Source organism: Halothiobacillus sp., from assembly GCF_028710545.1.
Taxonomy (GTDB): Bacteria; Pseudomonadota; Gammaproteobacteria; order Halothiobacillales; family Halothiobacillaceae; genus Halothiobacillus.
The window spans coordinates 1-17,485 of sequence record NZ_JAQTTX010000005.1; the positions used below are offsets into that span (position 1 = coordinate 1).

Below are 17,485 nucleotides of genomic sequence, written 5' to 3' on the forward strand. Positions count from 1 at the left end.
TTAGGCTGCAATTGCTTGAGAATATCCGCCACGGTTTGGGTGTGACGTGTTGATTCCTGACGGATATCCAGCCTGAACAAATGCCAACCGAAGGTTTCCGCCAGACGGATCAAGTCCTTGATCTCGCCATCGGCAAGCAATTGATCGCCTGTGGAGATCAAGGTGTCGCGAATCCGGTACAGGTCGCTCAGGAACTGATCCTTGTGTGCATAGGCATGAGCGGACAGCTTGATGGGCTTTTTGTCCAGCAGGGCCGTCACGTAATCGAGGTTGTGCTTCAGGCGCTGGCCGATGATGCGCAACTTGAGGCGGTAGGGTTCTTCGGTGAAATAGGTATCGCCCGAGTTTTCCGGTGAGGCCATGCCGAGTTCGATTGCATCCTGAAGCAGGCCCAATGCGTCCAGGTCGATTTCGGGGCAGAGGCGGCAGGAATGGGTGAGTACCCGATCCATGCCCGCCAGTCGATCAAGGTATTCTTGCAGGATGGTCTGCGTCGCCGAGCAGACAGCGAAGGTGGTGACTTCATGCGTCACATACGGGTTGCCATCGCGGTCACCGCCGATCCACGAACCGAAGCGGAAAAGGCTCGGCACCGTCACGGGATTCGCCGGGCTCTTATCGTTGAAATTCACATCCACTGCACGCTCGAGGTAACGGTATGCCAAGGGAACGGCATCGAAAATCGACGTACTGAAGTAATACAACCCCAAACGGATTTCATCATGAACTTCCGGACGGGTTGTACGCACTTCGTTGGTTTTGAGCAGAGAGAGAATCACGGTCTTGACCTGCTGATGCAGGCGATCACGCTCGATACCCTGGGCATCCGGGCGGTCCATCTCGGCACACAGAAGAAAAATCTTGCGCTGCAGATCCATCACCGTGCGACGTTTTGCTTCGGTGGGATGCGCGGTGAACACTGGCATGTAGACCAGACGATTGAGCAAGGTCTGCAAATCATCCGAGCTCATCCCCTGCTTGGAAAACTCACGCATGGTGTCGTAGAAGGAACCACGCCAAAGCCGCAGACCGAGACGGACCTGCTTGCGTCGCTGCTGATGCATGTAGTCTTCTTCGGCAATATTCACCAGGCTGAAGTAGAGGTTGTACGCCCGCACGACGGTGTTGAGCGTTTCCGGATCCAGTGTGCGCAGCAAAGTCATCAGCTTGGCATGCAATTTGGGACTGTGCTTCTGACGCAGTTTGATAAAACCGCGACGCAAGGTTTCAACCGTATCGAATACGTGATCGCCGGTTTGCTCCTTCAGCACTTCGCCCAGAAGGTTGCCGAAAAGGCGTACGCGCGCGCGCAGGGCTTTGTCGTTGTCTTTTGCATTTTTTTTCATTGCAACACTCGGTTCAGAATGGGTAAGGATTCAAAAAAGCTTTAATGCCGTCGCTGTGCTTCACATAACAGCGCAATGACTCGATCTTGTCATCAACTGGTCTTATATTTCTGGCCAGTATACCGTTTACGATCGGCTTTTTCTGAACTGACACGGACGAAGCCCGCCTAATTGAACAAATGTAAATGTGTACACTCACACATAGGCGTATCCAAAGCTTGCTGTTATTGTTAGTCAACTACTGCGCTATCCATTTCTTTCAGTGATAGCCATTCAAACGATGCTTCGGTTTCAAGGAGAAAAATCATGCGGTTAGGCATTTATGGTCTGGGGCGGATGGGGGCCAACATGGCTCGACGTCTATCACGCGGTGGCATCGAAGTCGTCGCCCACAATCGAAGTTCAGCGCCGATTGATGAACTGGTCGCCGAAGAGAATCTCATTACGGGAGCCTACTCGCTCAAGGAATTTGTCGATGCCCTGCCCGCCCCGCGCATCGTGTGGCTCATGCTGCCTTCCGGCAAGGTCACCGAAGATGCGATCACGCAGATTCTCCCCTTGCTGAATGAAGGCGATCTTTTGATCGATGGTGGCAACAGTTTTTATCAAGACACCATCGCTCGTGCCGCGCGCGTGCAAAAATCGGGTGTGCACTACATGGATGTGGGTACATCCGGTGGCGTTTGGGGGCTGCAAAACGGCTACAGCCTCATGTTCGGCGGGTCGGACGAAGCGGCAGCCCTGATCACCCCCGCCATCCGGGTGCTTGCGCCCGCACCGGATCAGGGTTGGGGACATGTCGGGCCTGTCGGCTCCGGCCATTACGTCAAGATGGTTCACAATGGAATCGAGTACGGCATGATGCAGGCTCTGGCCGAAGGCCTGGATCTGCTTCGCGCCAAAAAGGAATTCGATCTCGATCTGGCTCAAATCACCGAAATGTGGCGGTATGGCTCCGTCGTGCAGAGCTGGCTGCTTGATCTGACCGCCGAAGCGCTTGCGGAACAGGGTCAGGGGCTTGAACACATCGCGCCTGTCGTAGCAGACTCCGGCGAAGGTCGCTGGACAGCAAAAGAAGCCATTGATCTCGGCGTCAGTGCCCCGGTGATGACGCTGGCTCTGCAAATGCGCTTTGCCAGTCAGGATGCAGAAGGGTACGGCAATCGTCTGCTCTCGTTGATGCGCAACGCCTTCGGTGGCCATGCGATAACGAAGAAGTAATTCGTGCAAGCCATTGCACGTTCGTCCAACGGCACCGCTGTTTGATGCCCTACGAAAGGAGTCCCAACATGCCACCATCAAAACGATCGGCCCAACGGGATAAGTCACGCCAGGATCCGGTTACCATCGTCATTTTCGGCGCGACAGGCAATCTGGCACACAAGAAACTGATTCCGGCCCTCTACCAACTCGAATTGGCAGGCGAACTTCCGCAGGGCAGCCGTATCGTCGGTTTCGGCCGCAGAGACTGGACGGATGAACATTGGCGCGATGAAGTGCAGGTTCTGCTCAGCGAGGATGAATCCGCCCCCAACCCGGCGCTCGAAAAATTACTGTCTCGACTGTATTTTCACAACGGTGATTATCAGACCGAGGATTCATTTACCTCGTTGGCACAACGACTGTTCAATGGCGAATTCCCCGCCTGCATCATGTTCTACTTCGCCGTCCCGCCGGATGCGTTCGGTCCCATCTGCCAGCATCTGGCAGCGGCCGAACTGGTCGATGAATCGAAAGGATGCCGCCGACTGGTCATCGAAAAACCCTTCGGCCACGACATTGAAAGCGCCCATGCGCTCGACTCCTTGCTGCACCGCCACTTCAGCGAGCAACAGATTTACCGGATCGACCACTACCTCGGCAAAGGCACCGTGCAGAACATCATGGTGATGCGCTTCGCCAACCTGCTGCTCGAGCCCTTGTGGAACCGCAATTTCATCGACCATGTACAGATCTCGCATGCCGAGACACTGGGTGTGGGCGGACGAGCCGGTTATTACGAATCCGCAGGTGCGCTTCGTGACATGGTGCAGAGCCATCTGATGCAAATGCTGGCCTTGATCGCGATGGAACCGCCGCCATCGATGGACCCGGAAGCCGTGCGGGATGAAAAGGTCAAGGTGCTTCGCAGCATTCGCCCCATTTCGCCGCGCGCCGTACACGCACAGGCGTTCCGCGCGCAATATCAACGTGGTGTGGTCAAGGGCGAAAACGAAATCGGCTATCTCGATGAAGATGGCGTCGCCCCCGACTCCATCACCGAGACCTACGCGGCAGTCAAACTCTACATCGACAATTGGCGATGGAAAGGCGTGCCGTTCTATTTGCGTACCGGCAAACGCCTGGCGCAGACCCACTCACAGATTTCGATTCGCTTCCGCGATCCGCCGCAGCAATTGTTTCGCGAGACGGCCATCACAAAAACAGAACCGAACTGGCTCCTGATCGGCATTCAGCCCCAGGAGAACGTCCGCTTCGAGTTACAGATCAAAACCGATGGGCTGGAAATGCGTACCCGTACCGTGCAGATGGATGCCAGTTACACCGCTCCGGAGCGTCAAAACCTCGATGCCTATGCGGCCCTGCTGCTGGACGTGATGCGTGGCGATCAAACCCTGTTTTTGCGCTACGATGAGGTGGCTTGGGCATGGCGTGTGGTCGACCCGATCCTTAAAATTTGGTCGGTCGAGCGGGACTACATCCACACCTACAAAGGCGGCACCTGGGGACCGAAAGAATCCGATCGATTATTCGATGACGATAGTCATCAGTGGCGAAATGATTTGTCCATTCCATCAAACTAGACAACACAGGCGGGCACCTCGAAAAACCGTCACGAGCGGCCCGAGTGCAAGGCGGCCGGAGCGCAGCGACCGAGACATATCAAATAGATAGGCGAGGGAGCGAGCACCGCCCAACGCAGCAATCGGGTCGCGCAGTAGGTTTTTCGAGGTGCCCAGGCAATAATGGAAATTGTGACTATCAGCCACTTATTGCAACTCAATTCAATCCAAAAAAATTCCAAACGATAGGTTATCAAAAGCATGAGCCGGCTAACTCGATCCCCCGCATGGCAAAAGTTGGTAGATCATGGTGAGCAGATGAAGTCTGTTCATCTGTCTGACCTCTTTACACAACACCCCGAGCGCGCGCAAACCTACGCTCAACAGGTCGCGGGGCTGCATGTTGATTACAGCAAACAGCGGATCACCAGCGACACGCTCGATCTGTTGCAGCAACTGGCTGCGGACTGTGGTGTTCTGGCTCGTCGTGACGCCATGTTTGCCGGTGAGAAAATCAATACCACAGAGAACCGGGCCGTACTGCACGTCGCCCTGCGCAACCGCAGCAATCGCCCGATTCTGGTCGATGGCGAGAATGTCATGCCGGAAGTCAATGAAGTATTAGGGCGCATGCGCCAGTTCACCGACTCGGTCCATGAGGGTCGCTGGCTGGGTTATTCCGGAGAACGCATTACCGATGTCGTCAATATCGGCATCGGCGGCTCAGACCTCGGGCCGAGAATGGTGTGCGATGCCCTCGCCTCTCATGGCCTGCCGGGAATAAACGTTCATTTCGTCGCAAACATTGCCCCAAGCGAAATCGCCAGTCTGCTCAAAACACTGGACCCGGCACGCACACTATTTGTTGTCGCCTCCAAGACCTTCACAACCCAGGAAACGCTGACCAACGCCCACACGGCCCGCCGCTGGTTCCTCGACCATGCTCCGAACGAATCGGCTATCGAAAAACATTTCGTGGCCGTTTCGACCAACCATAAAGCGGTTTCGGCATTCGGCATCAATACCGACAACATGTTCGGCTTTTGGGACTGGGTTGGTGGGCGGTACTCATTATGGTCGGCCATCGGCCTGCCCATTGCGCTTTATATCGGTATGGATGGCTTCGAGCGCCTGCTCGAAGGCGCACACGCCACGGACGAGCATTTCCGCCAGGCGCCAGCTGAACAGAATCTGCCTTTGATCCTGGGTTTGATCGATGTTTGGAACAGCAACTTTCTCGGTGCAGAAACCCTGGCTGTATTGCCTTATGGCACGCGTCTTAGCAGGCTCCCCGCCTATCTTCAGCAGGCGAGCATGGAATCCAACGGCAAATCGGTCGATCTCGATGGACAACGCGTCGATTACGCAACAGGCCCCGTGGTGTGGGGCGGCGCGGGCACGAACGGTCAACATGCGTTCTACCAGCTTCTGCACCAAGGCACACGCCTGATTCCGACCGATTTCATCGCCTCCATTCGCACCCACTCGCCGATTGGTGAACAACAGGCCATGCTGCTCGCCAACATGCTGGCGCAAACCCGCGCCTTAATGCTCGGTCGTGGCCTTGATGCCGTTGTCGCAGAGATGAAGGCGGCTGGCATTGACAACGAAACGATTGCCCGTGTTTCACCGCACCGGGTATTCCTTGGCAACCAGCCAAGCTCTACCATCTTGTTCCCGCAGATGACACCGGAAGCCGTCGGCGCGCTGATCGCGCTGTACGAACATCGTATCTTCGTGGCAGGCGCCATCTGGCATATCGACTCATACGATCAATGGGGCGTGGAACTCGGCAAGCAGATGGCCGGCGAACTCTTGCCCGCCATCGGCAAAGTACCGGTAGCCGGTAGCTTCGACCCATCGACCGAAGCCTTGCTCAGCACCATTCATAAACACTGGGTTTGATTATCTGGGTTTGATTATTTGGATACCTTGGTTTGAACATCCTATTTATCGACTCGGCCACCGAAGCTTGCACGGCCGCGGTCTGGCATAACGGAACAGTTCTGAGCGCATTCGAACTGGCCCCCAAGGCGCATACACACCGCTTGCTACCGATGGCGGAGCAATTGCTCTGCGAAGCCGGCATTGATTACAACCAGCTCGATCTGATCGCCTATGGCCGCGGCCCCGGTTCGTTCACGGGCGTACGCATCGCCACCGCTTGCGCGCAGGGCATGGCCCTGGGGCTGGATATTCCCGTACTCGGGATTTCATCACTCGCCACATTGGCACAAGCACTGAGGGGACAGGCGTTTCAGGCAGGTGGCGGCATCATTCACGCCGCGCTCGATGCTCGCATGGGTGAGATTTATTACGGCCGTTATCTGGTGGATGATGCAGGGGTTGTCACACCGCTGGGCGAGGAACGCGTTATCTCACCCGAGTTGATTCTGTCGCAATTCGCCACAAACACGAACGAACGTGAATACGCAATCGGCTCCGGTTTTGCACGTTACCCTGCCCTGCTCAGAGCCCAAGCGTGGCAGAGTACTAGCCCGGATGCGTACCCTGATGCTCGCCATGCCATTGAACTCGCGGCAGCCACGCCCGAATCGCACTGGCAGGACCCCGCAGACGCTGCGCCCATCTATCTCCGGGATAACGTGGCGCAAGTCAAAGCTGCTGCTCCGGTCGCAGGTTAGGCGAGCAATCCTTAGGGCACCTCGAAAAACCTGCTGCGCGACCCGATTGCTGCGTTGGGCGGTGCTCGCTCCCTCGCCTATCTATTTGATATGTCTCGGTCGCTGCGCTCCGGCCGCCTTGCACTCGGACCGCTCGTGACGGTTTTTCGAGGTGCCCCTTATTCCTGAAAATTAAAAACCCGCCAAAATATGTTTGAGGCGGGTTCTGCCACATGGCCGATGTAATGCGCCCCTGCATGGATAGCCTGTCATGAAAAAACGACAGTACCGGCGTATTGCACAAAGCAACCCGCCCGCAGGATGGTGCACAGGCACGTGCGTCATCAACGAAACGTGGCGCCATGAGTACGTGATTGTCTGTTCAACCGCGCCTGCGAGACCAAGCAGATCTCACCCCTGATCAATCGGCTTGACCGCTTCGATGGTGGCGGCGACAACATAGTCCGTCACGTTACGGCCCGGCGCCCAATCCTTGATGAATCCTTTTGACTCATCCTTCGGCTGGATGCGAATCTGCTCAAAACCGGCTTCGTGCATCATCGCCTCCAGGTCGCTGATCAGCGAAGCATTACCCATGCAACCGGCAATGAGATCGGCGTTCTGACGCATGTCTTCGGGTAGTTCGACGGTAGCGACAACATCCGAGATCGCCAGCCGCCCGCCCGGCTTGAGGACGCGGAACGCTTCAAGGAAAACCTGAGGCTTGTTCGGCGACAGATTGATCACGCAGTTGGAGATAATCACGTCGGCGGTCGCATCGGCAATCGGCAGGTGCTCAATCTCGCCGAGACGAAACTCCACGTTTTCATACTGCCCCTTCAGTGCGTTTGCGCGCGCCTTGGAAATCATATCCGGAGTCATGTCAACGCCGATCACATGGCCGCCACGCCCAACCTCGCGAGCAGCAAGGAAGCAGTCAAAGCCACCGCCTGAACCCAGATCGACCACGGTTTCACCCGATTTAAGTGCAGCGATGGCCTTCGGGTTGCCGCACCCAAGGCCCATGTCGGCCCCGGAGGGAACCAGATCCAGATCCGCCTGGCTGTAACCGAGGCGAGTGGAGATGAGGGTGTTGATCGCACCATCGTCGTTGGTGCCGCAGCAACTGGTGCCGACACCGCAGCCTTGGACCTCGGTATTTGCCTTCGCGACCTTGGCGTATGCCGCACGCACGCTCTGGCGGTGCGCGTCGTGGTCGGTGGCAGATCCGCGCTTATCGGTATCTGTAAAAGCACCACAGCAGGAAGCCTGTTCACTCATGGATTTCTCCTTGTATGTTCGGTTGCGCAGACAGCGCATCAAAGAATGAAGCGAGTTGCACGATGGTTTGCGGAGCCACCCAACACTCAACCCGCTTGCCCTTGCGCGCCATCTGGACAAGGCCGGCGCGATTGAGCTCTTTGAGGTGATGTGAGAGGGTTGAGATCGAAATATCAATATCTGCACCAAGCTGACCGACACTGTATCGAACCGCTTCCTCGGTACTGCAGATGGTGCCGGGTGGGCAGCAACTGGCGAGGCGGCGGAACATGGCCAAGCGATGAGGATTGCTCAATGCCTTGAACTGCGTGGCGAAGAGCTCAATATCATTTCTATATTTCGACATGTATCGAATAGTAGATAAATCGTACCGGCAAAGTCAAGCAGCGTTCGCCGACGCCCCGATGCCTTGCTTGCGGATCAATTGAGCGATGCTCAAGAAAATGTGCATCCTTTTGCACGCTGTTGCGTCTTCAGGTTACTAGTGTGCTGTTTCGCTCTTGGAGGTACTTTCAGAGTCCTCCGAATGCGTCAGGACAAGGCGCCGTGCGCAGGCAATGGCCAAACCCTTGGCAAGCTCGGCAACGCCGTCATGGCGCATTCGGAGGACTCCCTTCGGGCGAGCCGCTGGTCGATCATCTGCGGTGTTGCGCTCGCTTGCAAGGGGGTGGCCATTGCGGCGCGAGCGCGCCTTGCATCTAATCGGCCAGCGACTTGCTGAATGTGCCTCCAAGAGCGAAACAGCACACTAGCTCTCAAGCAAACCGGAGAAAACATATTGAACACTCAAGTCCAAACCACTGAAAAACCTGTTCCCATCTGGCGCGTTGGATTCTGGCCACTCTTGTTTGTGCTGGCCTGGTTTGTTGTTTACTGGAATCTGCAAACCGCTGCAGATACGGTGATGACGCTGGTGCCGCTTGACCCCAAAAGCCATTTATTCAATGCACTGGCATTTTTTATTTTTGAAGTACCCAAAGTACTGATGCTGCTGGCGCTCATCACCTTTTTGGCTGGGATCGTACAAACCTTTTTCACCCCGGAAAAAACCCGTGCCCTGCTCGCGGGAAAAAGACTGGGTATCGGCAATGTGCTGGCCGCGATGCTCGGTATTGTGACGCCGTTTTGCTCCTGCTCGGCCATTCCCTTGTTTATCGGCTTTCTCACCGCAGGCGTGCCGCTGGGCGTGACATTCTCGTTTTTGGTGGCCGCACCGATGATCAATGAGGTGGCCCTGGTGCTGCTGTTTGGCCTGTTCGGCTGGAAGATTGCCCTGTTGTATCTGGTGTTGGGTTTATCCATTGCCATCATGGCAGGGCTGGTGATTGGCAAATTGAATCCGGTCGAACTTGTCGAATCGTGGGTCTTTGAAGTGCCGAATGTCGCCCATCCCGATCAAAAAAAGACCTGGGCCACGCGCTTTAGCGCAGGTTGGGCGAGCCTGAACAATATCCTCTGGAAAGTAGCGCCCTATATTCTGATTGGCGTGGCGCTGGGCGCGGGTATTCACGGCTATGTGCCGGAAGATTTCATGGCGGGATTGATGGGGCGCGATAACTGGTGGGCGGTGCCAGCTGCCACATTGATCGGTGTGCCGATGTATTCCAACGCAGCGGGGATGATTCCTGTTCTTCAAGCCCTGGTCGCCAAGGGCGCGGCGATTGGTTCGGCGCTGGCGTTCATGATGGCCGTAACCGCCCTCTCTTTGCCCGAGTTCCTGATCCTCCGCAAGATCATGAAACCTAGGCTCATTGCCCTGTTCGCGGGCATTGTCTCGGTCGGCATCATCATTGTCGGCTATGTGTTTAATGCCGTTATTTAGGGAGCCACTGATTAAGTGAGTTCTCTGTTTTTTTAACCCCACGAAGGAGTCGCAATATGCGTATCAAAGTGCTTGGCAGTGGCTGCGCCAACTGCAAAACCACCATTAAATTGTTTGAAACAGCATTGGCCGAGCGCGGCCTGTCTGCCGAGCTTGAGAAAGTCGAAGATTATCCATCCATCATGCGATACGGCGTGATGTCCACCCCTGCGGTGGTCATCGATGAGGTTGTGGTGCATAGCGGCAGCGTGCCGACCAAAGCGATGATCATGGCCTGGCTGGAGGGTGAATCAGCCAAGGGGTGCGACACACCATCCAATTCATCTGCTTGCTGCAGCGGTGGTTCTTGCTGCTAATCCATTGTTCTTTTTTGAGGAGTACTGATTATGAAATTTTCATCTAAATCGCGTTCTTTTGCCCTGCCCCAAACCCTGTTGGCCCTGTGTCTTGTCGGCAGTTGTGGGCTGATGAGTGCCGAGGCTGCCGATGCCGAATCGACCTGGACCCAGAAAGTCATCACGCCCGAATTTGCACTCAAAGCGGCCGAGGCCGCCAAAATTGAATGCAGCAAACACGGCTGGCCGATCACAGTCGCGGTCACCGATCCTTCTGGATTGCCACTGGTCGTGCTGCGTGATCGTCTGGCCGGTTGGCACACCTACGAGGTAGCCATCGGCAAAGCCCGCACAGCGGTGAGCTGGCGTACCGCCACCAGTGCGGTCGCGGCTAATGTCACCAAGCCCGATTCTGCCGAAAAAGCCATCATGAGCCAGCCGGGTGTGGTGATGATCGGCGGCGGCTTGCCGATTGAAGCGGCCGGTGCGATGGTCGGGGCAATCGGCGTTTCCGGCGCCCCCGGTGGCGAGAATGATGATATTTGCGGCAAAGCCGGTATCGCCGCCATTCAGGGGGATTTGGATTTTTAAATCGATCCGATTTAATCCAATTCAATGCAAGGGTATCTCAAAACCTTTCGAGGTACCCTCTATCAATTCAAAAGATTCACCGCTCGAAGGAGCTACTCATGACCGACCAATCGTTTTCCACATCCCGCCGCACATTTTTAAGCGGATCTGTCGCTGCTTCTGCGATGCTCGCAACCACCGGGTTCGCACATTCAGCCCAAGCGGCTGAGGTTTCAAAATCCCTCACTGCCCAGGGGCCTGTGACCTTTTATGTCGAGATGCGGCTCGCGCAACCCAATAAAGCCGGCTTTGACAGCGGCATGGGTACTTTCACTAAAGCAATGCAGGAAAAAGGCGCGCTGGCCATCACCCTAAAGCAGATGGTGGGTGATTCCACCATGGTGAAGAACTACCCGCCCTCTTATAAAGGCGTTTTACGCGATGCCTATGCCTCAGGTGCAAAAGAAGGCACGCTCCCACTGTTCTATAGCCTGTTCGTGCGATTTCCCGACATAAAGACACTTAAAGCCGCAGAGGCGGATGTCGCCTTTAACCGCGATATTTTGCCCCATCTGCACGGCGTGATGATGAAGGACGGACACCCTGTGTCCTCACCAAAACCCATGGCCGTCTACAGTGGCGTGTTTGAAACGGTGCTGGCCGGTGACCGCAAGGGCATTTACACCAGTCCGAAGGATTTAATTCAGTTTTTAAGTCAACCGGTAGATAACAATCACCCGGAACTGGTTACGGTTGAAAACCATGTATTTGTGCATGAATTGTCCGTGGCTGCCTTCGATAAAGCCGTGCCGCCTTTATTGAAAGTAGCGCAAGAAACCGAGCAACCGATCGATTCGGCCAACCCCATGGGATTACCCGGTGCCGTCGATAACCTCAATTACCGTAAAGCGGTCAGCACGGAAATTCTGCGTAAGGTCGATGCAGACGGCGAGTTGCGCGCCTACATCATGCACGGTATCTGGGAGTCGGTATGGGATCATGAAAACTCCCATCTGGATGCGCGTTTCAAAACGGCGGCGGCACCCGTCGGCGCCATGGTCGTGATCGGCCCGGTTGAGCCGTTCTATACAACGCAACTGACAGTTATTTAAAAACTCTGAAAAGTCCATACTGGAGTTTTCAGATGGCGGCACATCCTAAGTGCCGCACGGAATATCTGATTCAATCAGAGACTCCGTAAACTTAAACTGATTTCAAGGAGATCAAGAACATGACCGTTAATCGAATGGTAAGCATTATGGTGGGATTTATGGTGCTTTTGAGTTTAATTCTGGCGCAAATCTGGCACCAGATTGACCTTGCTCACCCCACCTGGCTCTGGTTGACCGCATTAGTCGGGTTGAATTTATTTCAGATGGGATTAACCGGTTTTTGCCCGGCCGCGAAGCTGTCCAAAATTCTGGGCTTTAAGGGCGATAGAAATTCTTGCGGAACCAATTCAGGCGGCAAGGGCTGCTGCTGATCACCCCGGCAAAATCAAGTTGATCACTGGCTGAACACCCCACGAGGCTCAGCGGCGTAAAGTGCATTTAAAAACATTGAGGATTTTGTATGTCCTGTGCTGTCGGTAGTCGGGATTGTCCGGTCTCCTTCGAAATATTGGGTAGTGGACAAGATGCCGCCAAACTCAGGCAGCGTTTGTCGTGTGCCTTGGGGGGGTTAGGGTTTCGTGCAACGATCACCATTCATCAAGATGTTGAACGCGCCCTGGCAGTCGGCGCAACACAGGATCCGGTGGTGCTGGTCGATAACCGTTTGTTCACTCAAGGTTTGCCACGAACAGAAACGCTGGAAGACCTGCTTCGAACACTGCCAGCCATTGCTTTGGCTCTTGATACATCGGTCACCAACAGCTCAACGGACATAAGGTCATCGGCGGGGGGTACGAAGCATGGCTCATGAGCACCAAGACGCACCAACCGATTTCGGCACACGTTTCGCTTTTGGTATCGGGCTTAATCTTGTTTTTGTCGCCATTGAAGCTTTCTACGGTTGGCAGGTGCATTCGCTTGCATTGCTTGCCGATGCAGGGCATAACCTCGGGGATGTGGCAGGGTTAGCCTTGGCTTGGGTAGGGTTGGCTGCTGGTCGACTGCCCGCCAATGACCGTCATAGCTACGGATGGCAACGCGCCTCCATTTTGACGAGTTTCATCAATGCGATGGTCTTGCTGATACTGATGGGCGGGTTGGCGTTCGAGGCGTTGCTGCGCCTGAACAGCCCCGTGTCGGTAGATGAATGGCCAGTGTTGATCGTAGCGGGCATTGGTATTGTGATTAACGCGGCAACCGCCTGGTTGTTCTTGGCGGGTAGCGCACATGATCTCAATATTCGGGGCGCGTTTTTGCATATGGCTGCTGATGCCTTGGTGTCATTGGGGGTCGTTATCAGTGCCGCTTTGATGCTAAAGACCGGCTGGATGTGGATTGACCCCCTCGCCAGCCTGATGATCGCCGCCGTGGTAGTCTGGGGTACGTGGTCGTTATTTCATCAGTCGCTGCACCTGCTGTTTGATGGGGTCCCTCACACTATCGATCTATCCACCGTACGTGCGCAACTATTGGCACTGCAGGGTGTCGTCGGGCTACACGATTTACATATCTGGGCATTGAGCACCTCACGGGTGAGCCTGACGGCGCACCTGGTATTAGCCACGAACGCTCCGCCTCCCGATGAGATTCTGACGCAAGCCGAGCACTTGCTGCATGAGCAATTCAATATCACCCACGTTACGCTTCAAATCGAATCTGAGGACTACGCCGCACGGTGTGAATTAGCCACACCACACGATTATGATGGTTGTCTGGGTACAGCGACACCCGAAAAGGCGATTTCTGTCGGAACAACACAATGACCGCGCCTAGCGTTTCGCTCAACCAAGCACAAAATAACGAACAACCCATATCTGTTCCGGGATTTTTCCTTTTATTTTCCAACCGATTGCCGCCTGTTTTTAATAAATTTTCGAAACGACCGGATGGTTTCGCGCCACTACCAGAGACAACCTGTAACACGTTAAACCGATGGCGGGCAGCGGCTCAGTCACATGTTCTGGGGCCTGCATTTATTCAGTCTGATCGCCTGGCAGTTCATCCCCTCGGGCGAATCGATCTGGGAGGGAGTAAAGATCAAGAGCCGTGTCATGCCGATGTCTGCCTAATCACGCATGTTGCGGGTGTCGCGCTGTGGGAGGTATGGATTCCTGCACCACGTCAATCGTTCAGTCCCGAACTTTGGATAAATTGGCTGGATATCAATCAAACAGACAGCATGGCTGAACGTGTATGGCAACGACTGTCGACCATCAGCCAGAGCATTGCAGGAACCAGTGATTACGATGATTATTACCCGTTATCAGTGATCCGACTACCCGACATTGAACTCGCTGGCTGGCTTGATGCCCATGCAGAACAAGTCGTGAGCTTGCTCTGGCGCGATCAGATATCCCGCCCGCTAAAAACAAATGTAGTGATTGACGAATTGGCACGCGATACCTGCCCACGCGTGGGCGGAATAAACTTGATCGGACGTCGCAGTGCACTTGATCTGCATGATCTTAACGACAAAAGCAACACGCTTGAGGCCGAGGCACTTGATCTACCGCCACGTAGCGCCTTTCCCTTCTTGATTACCGTGGAACTGTTATGTATTGAGCGCGCCGTTCTGCAAGGCCTGTACGACCGTTTGACCCACGCGGGGCCGCACTCCATCGATGATTTACTCACGCTGAAAAAGGAGGTGATGGATGGGCTGGAGGAGTTCTACGGCGCCACGCTGGCGAGTACGCGCTTCAATGACATCGTCGCCGAGCAGGGTGATGCTGTGCTGGGCATTGCCGATCTATTCGATGCCGTGACCGACCGGATCGAGATGGTGAGCTTCACCCTCACCACCGAATACCAGCAACGCATGACCGCGCTGCAATTCTGGCTCACCGTGGTGTTCGGCGCCACCGAGATCGGCTTTATCGCCGCGAGCCTCGCCACTTGGTACTACCGCAGCGGGCTGTGGGTGGTGCTGGCATGGACCGTGGGTGCGGCCGTGGTGTCGGGCGGGGTGCTCGTCACCCGGCTGCGGCGCAGATTGAGGGATTGATATGACTTCCAATAAACCCCAAACGGTCGCAGGGCAAGATCAGTCCGATCCGATGCCAGCGGGTCTCGGCACCGCCGAAGCCGCGGCGCGTCTGACGCGGGACGGGTCGAACCTGCTGCCCGGCGCCACGCCTAAGTCTGCCTGGGCCATTGTGTTTGGCGTGCTGCGCGAACCGATGTTCCTCATGCTGCTGGCGGCGGGCGGCATCTACCTGCTCTTGGGCGACAAGGGCGAGGCGCTGTTCCTGCTTGGCTTTGTGTTCGTGGTCATCGGCATCACGCTGGCGCAGGAGCGCAAGACGCAGCGCGCGCTCGAATCCTTGCGCGATCTGTCCGCGCCGCGCGCGCTGGTGATCCGCGACGGCCGCGAGCAGCGCATCGCCGGGCGCGACGTGGTGGTGGGTGACCTGCTGGTGCTGCATGAAGGCGACCGCATTCCCGCCGATGCCCAGTTGGCGAGCGGTCAGGTCGATGTGGACGAATCGCTGCTCACCGGCGAGGCCGTGCCGGTGAGCAAACTGCCCGACCCGGTCGTGCATCCCGCCGCCACGATAGATAAAGACCATCCTGCGGCTCTGTTCGCCAGCACCGTGGTCACCAAGGGCGTGGGACAGGCGGTGGTGACGGCCACCGGCGCGCGCACGGCGGTTGGGGGGATCGGCGCGGCGCTGGCGAATACGGCCGAGGTCGACTCCGGCCTGCAGCGCGCCTCGGCCAAGCTCATCCGTAATCTCACGCTGATTGCGCTTGCGCTCGCCCTGTCGCTGGTGTTGCTGAACTGGCTGTGGGACGGGCGCACGCTGATGGAAAGCCTGCTGTCAGGCATCGCACTGGCGATGGCCATTCTGCCCGAGGAAATCCCGGTCATCCTTACCGTGTTCCTCGCGCTCGGCGCATGGCGGCTGTCCAAGTCCCATGTACTGACCCGTCGCGTGCCGGCGGTCGAGGCGCTCGGCGCGATTACCGTGCTGGCGGTAGACAAGACCGGCACGCTGACACAGAACCGCATGCAAGTGGCCGAACTCGTCGCCAGCGAGGAGCGCTTCGATGCCGAAAGCGCCGATCTGCCCGAGACCTTCCACACCCTGGTCGAGTTCGCCATGCTCGCCACCCCGCTTGATCCTTTCGACCCCATGGAGAAGGCCATTCAGGCCTTCGGTCATGCGCGGCTGACCGGCACCGAGCATGTACATGACGACCACAGCCCTACTCGTCAATACGATCTCGCCCCCGACATTCTGGCCATGACCCGGGTGTTCGCCACCACCCGACCCGAGGTGTACACGCTGGCCACCAAGGGCGCACCCGAGGCGGTCGCCGACCTCTGCCACCTGCCCGCGCCCGAACGCGCGGCCATCGCACGCGAGGTCGAGGCCATGGCCGCACGCGGCCTGCGCGTGCTGGGCGTGGCGCGGGGCAGCTGGCAGGCGCCGACGGAAGGCGCGCCCTGGCCTGCCAGTCAGCATGACTTCGACTTTGTGTTTCTCGGCCTGGTCGGCCTGATCGACCCGCCGCGTCCCGATGTGCCGGCGGCGATCGCCGAATGCCGCGCCGCCGGGGTGCGCATCGTGATGATGACCGGTGATCATCCCGCCACCGCGCGCGCCATCGCCGCGCAGGTGGGGCTCTCGGAACGCGCCGAGATCGTTACCGGCCCGGAAATCGCCGGTATGGATGAGGCCACACTACGCGAGCGGCTGCGCAGCGTCGATGTCTGCGCCCGTCTTGCCCCCGAGCACAAACTGCGGCTGGTGCGCGCACTGCAGGCCGACGGCCAGGTGGTGGCCATGACCGGCGACGGCGTCAACGATGCCCCGGCGCTGAAGGCCGCCGACGTGGGCATCGCCATGGGCGAGCGCGGCACCGATGTGGCGCGCGAGGCCGCCGCGCTGGTGCTGCTCGACGACAGTTTTGCCAGCATCGTGCAGGCCATTCGGGGCGGTCGGCGCATTTTCGACAACATCACCAAGGCCACGCGCTTTACCTTCGCGGTGCACATGCCCATCATCGCACTGGCGCTGCTGCCCGCGCTGCTGCACTGGCCGGTGTTGCTGCTGCCGGTGCACATCGTGCTGCTGGAACTACTCATCGATCCGGCCTGCTCCATCGTGTTCGAGGCCGAGCCCGCCGCAAAGGATGTCATGCAGCGTCCACCGCGTCCCCTGACGGCCAGCCCCTTCACCCTGAACAACATCGGTTTCGCCCTCCTGCAGGGGCTGGGCATTGCCGCCGTGCTACTGGCCGGTCATGCGCTGCTACAACATTACACCGACTGGCCTGAGGCCGATTTGCGCCTGGCGGTGTTCAGCGCGCTGGTGCTGGCGCTGTTCCTGCTGATTCTGACCAATCGCGATCTGCGCCATGCGGCGATGTTCAACCTCCGGGCAGACAATCCGTGGCTGGCGCGGATGTTCGCGGCGGTGACGGTCGTGCTCGCCGCCGTCGTACTGATTCCGGGATTGCGGGACGTGATGGGCTTTGCCAGCGTTAGCCTGCCGCCGCTGATCGCCGCATTCGCTCTGGTGTTGGGATGCGGGCTGTGGCTGCAGGGCTTGCGTTTGGCCTGGGAACGGCGTCTGGTTTGATCCAAGGGATGAACGCAAGCTGAT

General features: G+C 57.1%; 16 protein-coding genes. 13 read left to right on the plus strand and 3 right to left on the minus strand.

Going from position 1 to position 17,485, the window contains the following annotated elements:
- Window positions 1–1,346, minus strand: a 1,346-nt coding sequence (locus tag PHD44_RS01450; protein ID WP_300187210.1) for a phosphoenolpyruvate carboxylase, incomplete at its 3' end; no start/stop codon positions are given.
- Window positions 1,347–1,652: 306 nt separating this feature from the next.
- On the opposite strand from PHD44_RS01450, the gene gnd reads away from it, so the two are divergent.
- From gnd to tsaB, 4 genes are all read left to right on the plus strand, one after another.
- On the plus strand, window positions 1,653–2,567 hold the full coding sequence (gnd, locus tag PHD44_RS01455) for a phosphogluconate dehydrogenase (NAD(+)-dependent, decarboxylating) (protein WP_300187213.1): 915 nt from the start codon (window positions 1,653–1,655) through the stop codon (window positions 2,565–2,567).
- A gap of 68 nt (window positions 2,568–2,635) precedes the next feature.
- Complete coding sequence (zwf, locus tag PHD44_RS01460; protein ID WP_300187216.1) at window positions 2,636–4,150, plus strand: glucose-6-phosphate dehydrogenase; 1,515 nt, start codon at window positions 2,636–2,638, stop codon at window positions 4,148–4,150.
- A 240-nt stretch (window positions 4,151–4,390) separates the two neighbouring features.
- A complete protein-coding gene (pgi, locus tag PHD44_RS01465; protein WP_300187220.1) occupies window positions 4,391–6,034 on the plus strand; it encodes a glucose-6-phosphate isomerase in 1,644 nt (547 codons plus the stop codon).
- A 32-nt stretch (window positions 6,035–6,066) separates the two neighbouring features.
- On the plus strand, window positions 6,067–6,774 hold the full coding sequence (gene tsaB, locus PHD44_RS01470) for a tRNA (adenosine(37)-N6)-threonylcarbamoyltransferase complex dimerization subunit type 1 TsaB (protein WP_300187223.1): 708 nt from the start codon (window positions 6,067–6,069) through the stop codon (window positions 6,772–6,774).
- A gap of 390 nt (window positions 6,775–7,164) precedes the next feature.
- Here tsaB and PHD44_RS01475 read toward each other — a convergent pair whose 3' ends face one another.
- Entirely contained in the window at window positions 7,165–8,034 is an 870-nt protein-coding gene (locus tag PHD44_RS01475) for an arsenite methyltransferase (RefSeq protein WP_300187225.1), read from the minus strand.
- Window positions 8,027–8,380 (minus strand): helix-turn-helix transcriptional regulator, encoded by a 354-nt coding sequence (locus PHD44_RS01480; RefSeq protein WP_300187228.1) that lies wholly within the window; start codon window positions 8,378–8,380, stop codon window positions 8,027–8,029. Before PHD44_RS01480 ends, PHD44_RS01475 begins: the two co-directional genes overlap by 8 nt.
- Before the next feature lie 432 nt (window positions 8,381–8,812).
- On the opposite strand from PHD44_RS01480, the gene PHD44_RS01485 reads away from it, so the two are divergent.
- The 9 genes from PHD44_RS01485 (at window position 8,813) to PHD44_RS01525 (ending at window position 17,461) form a co-directional block, all read left to right on the plus strand.
- Window positions 8,813–9,856: a permease gene (locus PHD44_RS01485; RefSeq protein WP_300187230.1), complete on the plus strand. Its 1,044-nt coding sequence runs from the start codon at window positions 8,813–8,815 to the stop codon at window positions 9,854–9,856.
- A gap of 56 nt (window positions 9,857–9,912) precedes the next feature.
- Entirely contained in the window at window positions 9,913–10,212 is a 300-nt protein-coding gene (locus PHD44_RS01490) for a thioredoxin family protein (RefSeq protein WP_300187233.1), read from the plus strand.
- Between the two features lie 30 nt (window positions 10,213–10,242).
- On the plus strand, window positions 10,243–10,782 hold the full coding sequence (locus PHD44_RS01495; protein ID WP_300187236.1) for a heme-binding protein: 540 nt from the start codon (window positions 10,243–10,245) through the stop codon (window positions 10,780–10,782).
- A 98-nt stretch (window positions 10,783–10,880) separates the two neighbouring features.
- A complete protein-coding gene (locus PHD44_RS01500) occupies window positions 10,881–11,873 on the plus strand; it encodes a hypothetical protein (RefSeq protein WP_300187238.1) in 993 nt (330 codons plus the stop codon).
- A 119-nt stretch (window positions 11,874–11,992) separates the two neighbouring features.
- The gene (locus PHD44_RS01505) at window positions 11,993–12,244 is read left to right on the plus strand and encodes a DUF2892 domain-containing protein (protein WP_300187239.1); all 252 of its coding nucleotides are present in this window, start codon (window positions 11,993–11,995) and stop codon (window positions 12,242–12,244) included.
- Window positions 12,245–12,333: 89 nt separating this feature from the next.
- Window positions 12,334–12,684: a hypothetical protein gene (locus PHD44_RS01510; protein WP_300187242.1), complete on the plus strand. Its 351-nt coding sequence runs from the start codon at window positions 12,334–12,336 to the stop codon at window positions 12,682–12,684.
- On the plus strand, window positions 12,674–13,636 hold the full coding sequence (locus tag PHD44_RS01515) for a cation diffusion facilitator family transporter (RefSeq protein WP_300187245.1): 963 nt from the start codon (window positions 12,674–12,676) through the stop codon (window positions 13,634–13,636). The genes PHD44_RS01510 and PHD44_RS01515 overlap by 11 nt, the downstream gene beginning before the upstream one ends.
- Before the next feature lie 416 nt (window positions 13,637–14,052).
- Complete coding sequence (locus PHD44_RS01520; protein ID WP_300187248.1) at window positions 14,053–14,877, plus strand: hypothetical protein; 825 nt, start codon at window positions 14,053–14,055, stop codon at window positions 14,875–14,877.
- Window position 14,878: 1 nt separating this feature from the next.
- The gene (locus PHD44_RS01525; RefSeq protein ID WP_300187251.1) at window positions 14,879–17,461 is read left to right on the plus strand and encodes a cation-translocating P-type ATPase; all 2,583 of its coding nucleotides are present in this window, start codon (window positions 14,879–14,881) and stop codon (window positions 17,459–17,461) included.
- Window positions 17,462–17,485 lie beyond the last annotated feature (24 nt).

What these genes read in the sequence shown, in the direction of transcription:
- gnd (WP_300187213.1), top strand. Translation starts at nt 1,653, where the DNA reads ATGCGGTTAGGCATTTATGGTCTGGGGCGGATGGGGGCCAACATGGCT.
- zwf (WP_300187216.1), top strand. Translation starts at nt 2,636, where the DNA reads ATGCCACCATCAAAACGATCGGCCCAACGGGATAAGTCACGCCAGGAT.
- pgi (WP_300187220.1), top strand. Translation starts at nt 4,391, where the DNA reads ATGAGCCGGCTAACTCGATCCCCCGCATGGCAAAAGTTGGTAGATCAT.
- PHD44_RS01475 (WP_300187225.1), bottom strand. Translation starts at nt 8,034, where the DNA reads ATGAGTGAACAGGCTTCCTGCTGTGGTGCTTTTACAGATACCGATAAG.
- PHD44_RS01480 (WP_300187228.1), bottom strand. Translation starts at nt 8,380, where the DNA reads ATGTCGAAATATAGAAATGATATTGAGCTCTTCGCCACGCAGTTCAAG.
- PHD44_RS01490 (WP_300187233.1), top strand. Translation starts at nt 9,913, where the DNA reads ATGCGTATCAAAGTGCTTGGCAGTGGCTGCGCCAACTGCAAAACCACC.
- PHD44_RS01495 (WP_300187236.1), top strand. Translation starts at nt 10,243, where the DNA reads ATGAAATTTTCATCTAAATCGCGTTCTTTTGCCCTGCCCCAAACCCTG.
- PHD44_RS01500 (WP_300187238.1), top strand. Translation starts at nt 10,881, where the DNA reads ATGACCGACCAATCGTTTTCCACATCCCGCCGCACATTTTTAAGCGGA.
- PHD44_RS01505 (WP_300187239.1), top strand. Translation starts at nt 11,993, where the DNA reads ATGACCGTTAATCGAATGGTAAGCATTATGGTGGGATTTATGGTGCTT.
- PHD44_RS01510 (WP_300187242.1), top strand. Translation starts at nt 12,334, where the DNA reads ATGTCCTGTGCTGTCGGTAGTCGGGATTGTCCGGTCTCCTTCGAAATA.
- PHD44_RS01515 (WP_300187245.1), top strand. Translation starts at nt 12,674, where the DNA reads ATGGCTCATGAGCACCAAGACGCACCAACCGATTTCGGCACACGTTTC.
- PHD44_RS01520 (WP_300187248.1), top strand. Translation starts at nt 14,053, where the DNA reads ATGGCTGAACGTGTATGGCAACGACTGTCGACCATCAGCCAGAGCATT.
- PHD44_RS01525 (WP_300187251.1), top strand. Translation starts at nt 14,879, where the DNA reads ATGACTTCCAATAAACCCCAAACGGTCGCAGGGCAAGATCAGTCCGAT.